Source organism: Wohlfahrtiimonas larvae, assembly GCF_002006755.1.
Classification (GTDB): domain Bacteria; phylum Pseudomonadota; class Gammaproteobacteria; order Cardiobacteriales; family Wohlfahrtiimonadaceae; genus Wohlfahrtiimonas; species Wohlfahrtiimonas larvae.
The window spans coordinates 1-6,097 of sequence record NZ_MVDO01000080.1 but is presented as its reverse complement, the minus strand read 5'-3'; the positions used below and the strand labels follow the sequence as shown (position 1 = coordinate 6,097).

Below are 6,097 nucleotides of genomic sequence, written 5' to 3'. Positions count from 1 at the left end.
AGATAGTGCGCGTCAATTATATATTACACGGCATGAAGAGCGCATAGGTTGCTCATTTGCAGAGTTATTGGAAAAATCTGAAGAATATAAAATTGTATTAGAACAAGCTCTAGCAATTTTGGAAGAGTTTGTGGCATTAGAGAGAATTCAAGAGCATCAAAAATATTCATTGGATGATATTATTTTATTTCCATTATTGAGAGCCTTGACTTGTGTAAAAGATTTAACGTTGCCAAGTAAAGTGCAGAAATATACAGATCTTTTGGCTGCACGTGGCCAAGTATCACTTTTTTATGATACAGCTTTAAGATAAGCTCATAATAAAAAGAATGAAATAGGAAATTACGATATTAATATGTGTTTTGAGTTATTCTATTGCCCGTTGTTGCGTTTAATAAAAATATTGAAATCAATTATATGATTGAGTGAGTAAGGTTGCTTTTATGAAGAATAAAGTTTTAGGCAGTACCTTGATTATTGCAGGTACAGCAGTAGGCGCGGGGATGTTAGCAATGCCGCTAACATCTGCGCAAATGGGATTCGGTTTAACATTTGTATTATTAACATTATTATGGATTTTATTAACATTTACTGCTGTTTTATATGCAGAAGTACATCAGTACAATCAAAATGATGCGGGGATCGCGAGCTTAGCTGAGCAATATTTTGGTTCAGCAGGGCGGTTATTTGTGAATTTTGTCTTATTGTTTTTTATGTATGCAGTATTGACTGCTTATGTGACAGGCAGTGGTAATCTATTATTGGGCATTTTACCAACTTTTGAAAATCCAGAAATGGCACAAAAAATTATGTCACTTATATTTGCCATTGGTTTAGGGGCTATCATCACCGTTGGTATTTCTGTTGCTGATGTTGCAAATCGAATTTCATTTGGTTTAAAAGTATTAATTTTTATTGTTATTTTGGCCGTACTTTTAAATAAAGTGTCATTTGAAAATCTCCAAGCAACACCTACGAATAATTTGCTGTTATTTTCTGCAATGCCAGTATTTTTTATGACTTTTGGATTTCATATTTGTACACCAACGATTAATGAGTATTTAGAAGGTGATAACCGTAAAGTGAAGTTATCTTGCATTCTAGGTGCAACAGGTATTTTTATTATTTATGTTGTATGGCAGTTTGCAACACATGGTGTTTTGAATCAAACAATATTGATTGATGTGTTGAACAAAGATCCAAGCTTAAATGGTTTGATTGAAGCTTTCAAAGTAGCAACTGGTAGCAAGATGATCAGTGAAATGGTTCGTGTATTTTCATTGTTGGCATTGATTACATCCTATATCGGTGTTGCATTAGGTTTATCAAGTGCTGTTAAGGATTTATTGATGCACTTTAATTTGCGCCATGATCGCATTACGATTGGTTTAATCACATTTGTGCCGCCCATCATCGTAGGCTTCACATACCCACAAATTTTCTTAAGCGCATTTGCATTTGCAGGCATTATTTTTGCATTTATTGGTGTGTTTTTACCTGTTGCATTGGCATATAAATCTCGTAAGGCATATCCTAATGGTGAACATACCCGTGGTGGTAACTTATCATTAATTTTGGCTGTAATCTTTGCCATTATCATTGTTGCTGCTTATATTTTAACAACATTTGTTAAAGTTTTACCGCCAGTAGTGGGCTAGTTTGATCTGATGATTGTGATGAAAGGTCTCAAATATGAGGCCTTTTATATTGTTGAATGGCATTTAAGAAAATTTTTAATAATGGAAAATCTTCTTTGCTGTGAGGATAATATAAATAATAAGGCTCATATGTATATTGCCATTTCTCTAATACCAATTGTAACTCTCCTGTTTTTAAATCTTCATCAATCATATTTTTAGGAACATAAGCGATGCCAAGATGTTTTTTGACTGCTTGAATAATAGGAATGATGCTTGTAAAAACAATTTGTGAATTAGGTTGAATATAAATTGTTTGTTCATTTTGGATGAAATGCCATCTAAATAATTCACCATGTGTTGGTAGACGAATATTAATGGTTCTATGATTGTGTAATTCTTGAGGTGCTTTGGGTATCCCATATTGTTGAAGATATGAGTGGGATGCAACACAGCACATTTGTATAGGATCGCTAATTCTCATAGCAGTCATATCATTAGATAATAATTTTCCTCTTCGCAAGCCAATATCAAACCCTTCAGCAACAATATCCATTAATCGATAATCAGAGGTGATTTCAAAGGAAATTTCTGGATATTGTAGAATGATCTGGCTCAGAATAGGCCATAGTAAATAATCAAGAGCATATTCATCTGAATTGATTTTGAGTGTACCTTTAGGGTTGCTTTTGAATGCTTGTATGCCTTGAATAGCATAATCTATTTCTTGTAGAGCGGGATTTAATTTAATAAGTAATTCATTACCTGCTGCTGTTGTTAAAACACTTCTTGTTGTGCGGGATAGTAATTTAATCCCCAAATATTTTTCTAAGTTTTTCATAGATTGGCTGATTGAAGATTGTGATGTTCCCAGTTTTGCGGCTGCGCGTGTGAAACTTTGTTCTTTGGCGACAATAGAAAAAATATAGAGATAGTTGAGATAATTTTTCATAATTAATAAGTTTTTCATATAAGTGATATTAGGAGTTGTTATATTATCAATGTTACCTTTTTTTGTTAATGTTTGTATAACTTAACATTTGAGGTGTTTATGAAAACTATTTCATTTAAAAATAAAACTGTAGATGTTGCTGCCAATATGTTTTATCCCGATAACTTTAACGAGTCACAAAAATATCCTGTGATTATTTGTGCGCATCCTGTGGGTGGTGTGAAAGAACAAACAGCAGAGATTTATGCACAATCACTATCAAAACGAGGGTTTATCACAGTTGCTTTAGATGCTAGTTATCAAGGTGATAGCGGTGGTATGCCAAGGTACTTAGAAGATCCATATATTCGTGTGGAAGATTTTCGCGCATGTATTGATTACCTGAATACAGTTGGGTATATCGATTCAGATAAGATTGTTTTATTGGGCATTTGTGGTGCAGGAGGATATGTTGTCAATGCGGCAATTATTGATCATAGAATTAATGCTGTTATTGGCATTAGTGCAGTTAATGTGGGTGACATGTTTAGATTAGGTTGGCATGGTAACGAGGATAATTTACAGCATCAGCGTCAAATGTTAAAAGACCTAGCTAATATCATGACATTGGAGGCTAATGGGAGTAATCAACAATTTATGCCTTGGGCACCTTTTAATCCTGATGATGTTCAAAGTTCAGATTTATGTTCAGCATATGAATATTACCGTACTGATCGAGCCCAACATGCAAATGCACCTAGTCAAGGTATTTTGACTTCTTCTGCTAAATTATTGTCTTATGATGCATTTTATATGGCTGATCGCTATTTGACACAACCATTATTATTGATTGCAGGGAATCGAGCAGAATCATTATGGCATAGTGAAAAATTAATCAATCAAGCGGGCTCAGACATCAAAGAATTATTTTTGATTGATAAAGCAGGACATGTTGATCTCTATGATTTACCACAGTATGTCAATCCTGCTTTAGAAAAAATCACATCATTTTTACAAAAATATCTTTAATGTCTTAAGATTAGGAGAGAGCATGAATCGTCCTTATATCATTTGTCATATGGAAACATCTATCAATGCAAAAATTTATGGACCTTATATGGATATTCCAAGTCGTGAGATCCATACTTTGAACTACAATCATACCCATCTAGAACTTAAATCAGAGGCATGGTTATGTGGCCGTGTAACCATGGAGTATTTTTCAGGTAATGGGCAGCCAGAATTTAACCCCAATACGCCGATATATCCTAAAGAAGACTTTGTAGCAGAGACAGATTTGAAGGACTTTGTCATTGTGGTGGATGCATCAGGTAAGTTGCCTTGGAAAACAAATAGCATTCAATATAGTGTTAGACCTGAGTCTCATATTATTGTAATTTTAGCGGACGATGTTAATGAGCAGTATGTTGCTTACCTGCGTGAACGCAATATTTCATTTATCTTTGCGGGTGATCGTGAGGCTCTTAATTTTCATCTTGCTGTTCAAAAACTTCAACAACTATTTAATATTAATACATTAGTTGTTTCAGGTGGGGCCATTGTTAATGGTGCATTTATGAATGCTGGGTTAATTGATGAAGTGAGTTTTGTTATGGCACCTGTGTTAGATGATGCCATTGGTATTCCAACATTATTTGAAAGATCACCTAATTTAGTATCTCGGCCACCCATTGAATTTAGTTTAAAATCTGTTGAGAAATTAGATGGTGACAATTTATGGGTTCGATATTTGACTAAACGTTAGGTTAAAAGAAATATATTAGGTGATATTTAAAAATCACCTAATAATGATAAGCATTACTGATGTAAGCGATCAAACCCTGCGCGTAGATCAGCTTTTAAATCTTCTACGCCTTCTAATCCAATTTGTAAGCGAAGTGCTATGCCATTAGGGTTCCAAACTGTTGCTGTGCGATAGCTACGACAATCAAATGGTGTGATTAAGCTTTCAAATCCACCCCATGAAAAACCCATGGAGAAAAGCTGCATGTGATCCAACATATTAGCTAATTTTGTGCGTTCAATCTCGGGCTTAAGAATGATGGAAAATAAGCCTGAGCTACCTGTAAAATCGCGTTTCCAAATCTCATGGCCAGGGCAATCGGGTAGTGCAGGATGCAATACTTTAGCAACTTCTGGTTGAGTTTGTAACCATTGTGCGATGTCTAAAGCACGCTGTTCAGCTTCCTTTAAACGAATGTGTAATGTGCGTAATCCACGCAGTGCGAGAAAGCAATCTTCAGCACCTGGCAACATTGCAAATAGATCATAAGTTGCACGAAGTGGTTTCCACCATTTCTCGTTGGCCGAAATCATGCCAAGTAATAGATCAGAATGCCCACCTAAATATTTTGTGCCAGCTTCGAGTGAGAGATCACAGCCATGTTTGTGTGCATCAAAGAATAGTGGTGTTGCCCATGTATTATCGATAATTGTTGTAATATTATGTGCTTTGGCGATTTGTGTTAATGCTGGGATATCTTGTACTTCAAAAGTTTGAGAGCCAGGAGATTCTAGGAATAGTACAGTTGTATTCTCTTTAATTAATGAGCGGATATTTTCACCAATCATAGGATCATAATATGTGGTTTCCACATTCATTTTCTTTAAAAATTGATCGCAAAATGTACGACTTGGTGAATAGACAGAATCTGGCATTAGTAGATGATCACCAGCTTTTAATGTGGTTAATAAGGCTAAAGCCACAGAACCCAATCCAGAAGGTGACAAAACAGTACCAGCCCCGCCTGTCAATGCTGTCCATGCAGTTTCTAAATCACGGATAGTTGGTGTGCCAGCTGTGCCATAAGTGAATGTTGAGCGGCGGTGATCTAAATCATCAAGCGTTGGATAAACAACTGTAGAGCCACGATATACAGGACCATTCACGAAACCCATTTGTTTGGATGGATCTCTACCTAATTGAGTGAGCTGTGTTTCGGTTGAAAATCCATTATTTTTCATGTGACTCATTGAAATCTCCTCAGTAAGAATGTGTCATCAATACTATAACAAAATTATATCTTGATATGCATGTTTTTGTTAAAACATATATGTTTTATTTGTTTTAATTTTAAGGGAGTAGATCTATAAAGACTCTGTGATATATAAATTTTCCTCATTTAAATGAATAAAAATGCAGAAAAATCCGATATAATATTGGTTTTGCAGTTACATAGAAGATATAGCATAAGGAAATACGATGGAAAATATAGTCGTTTTAGATTTTGGTAGCCAATATAATCAACTGATCGCGCGCCGTATTCGTGAAATTGGTGTCTTTTCCGAATTGATTCCTCATACAACAACTGCAGCAGAAATTCAAAAGTTAGCACCAAAAGGCATTATTTTATCGGGTGGGCCTAACAGTGTTTATGCAGAAGATGCCTTCAAGATTGATATGGAAATTTTCAATTTAGGCATTCCTGTGTTGGGTATTTGTTATGGCATGCAATTAATGTCTGATTCAATGGGTGGTAAAGTTTCTAAGGCTGATCATAGTGAATAT

The 6,097-nt window shown here is 35.1% G+C and carries 7 protein-coding genes; 5 read left to right on the top strand and 2 right to left on the bottom strand.

Annotated elements, in window-relative coordinates; all coding sequences use genetic code 11:
- Positions 1-313, top strand: a 313-nt coding sequence (locus tag BZK14_RS05095; protein ID WP_281249077.1) for a glutathione S-transferase family protein, incomplete at its 5' end; no start/stop codon positions are given.
- A 130-nt stretch (positions 314-443) separates the two neighbouring features.
- Positions 444-1,658 carry an amino acid permease gene (locus tag BZK14_RS05090; RefSeq protein WP_077925484.1) on the top strand — a complete coding sequence of 405 codons (1,215 nt, stop codon included), beginning with the start codon at positions 444-446 and terminating at the stop codon, positions 1,656-1,658.
- 28 nt (positions 1,659-1,686) lie between these two features.
- On the opposite strand, the gene BZK14_RS05085 is transcribed toward BZK14_RS05090, so the two are convergent.
- Entirely contained in the window at positions 1,687-2,589 is a 903-nt protein-coding gene (locus tag BZK14_RS05085; RefSeq protein ID WP_077925485.1) for a LysR family transcriptional regulator, read from the bottom strand.
- Positions 2,590-2,688: 99 nt separating this feature from the next.
- On the opposite strand from BZK14_RS05085, the gene BZK14_RS05080 reads away from it, so the two are divergent.
- Together BZK14_RS05080 and BZK14_RS05075 are read left to right on the top strand one after the other, a co-directional pair.
- On the top strand, positions 2,689-3,597 hold the full coding sequence (locus tag BZK14_RS05080) for an alpha/beta hydrolase (RefSeq protein ID WP_077925483.1): 909 nt from the start codon (positions 2,689-2,691) through the stop codon (positions 3,595-3,597).
- Positions 3,598-3,619: 22 nt separating this feature from the next.
- Positions 3,620-4,333 carry a RibD family protein gene (locus tag BZK14_RS05075; RefSeq protein WP_077925482.1) on the top strand — a complete coding sequence of 238 codons (714 nt, stop codon included), beginning with the start codon at positions 3,620-3,622 and terminating at the stop codon, positions 4,331-4,333.
- A 53-nt stretch (positions 4,334-4,386) separates the two neighbouring features.
- On the opposite strand, the gene metC is transcribed toward BZK14_RS05075, so the two are convergent.
- Positions 4,387-5,562: a cystathionine beta-lyase gene (gene metC, locus BZK14_RS05070; RefSeq protein WP_077925481.1), complete on the bottom strand. Its 1,176-nt coding sequence runs from the start codon at positions 5,560-5,562 to the stop codon at positions 4,387-4,389.
- Between the two features lie 229 nt (positions 5,563-5,791).
- Between metC and BZK14_RS05065 the strand changes: the two genes are divergently transcribed.
- Positions 5,792-6,097 (top strand): glutamine amidotransferase-related protein (locus tag BZK14_RS05065; RefSeq protein WP_171973643.1); only part of this gene is annotated, 306 nt, incomplete at its 3' end.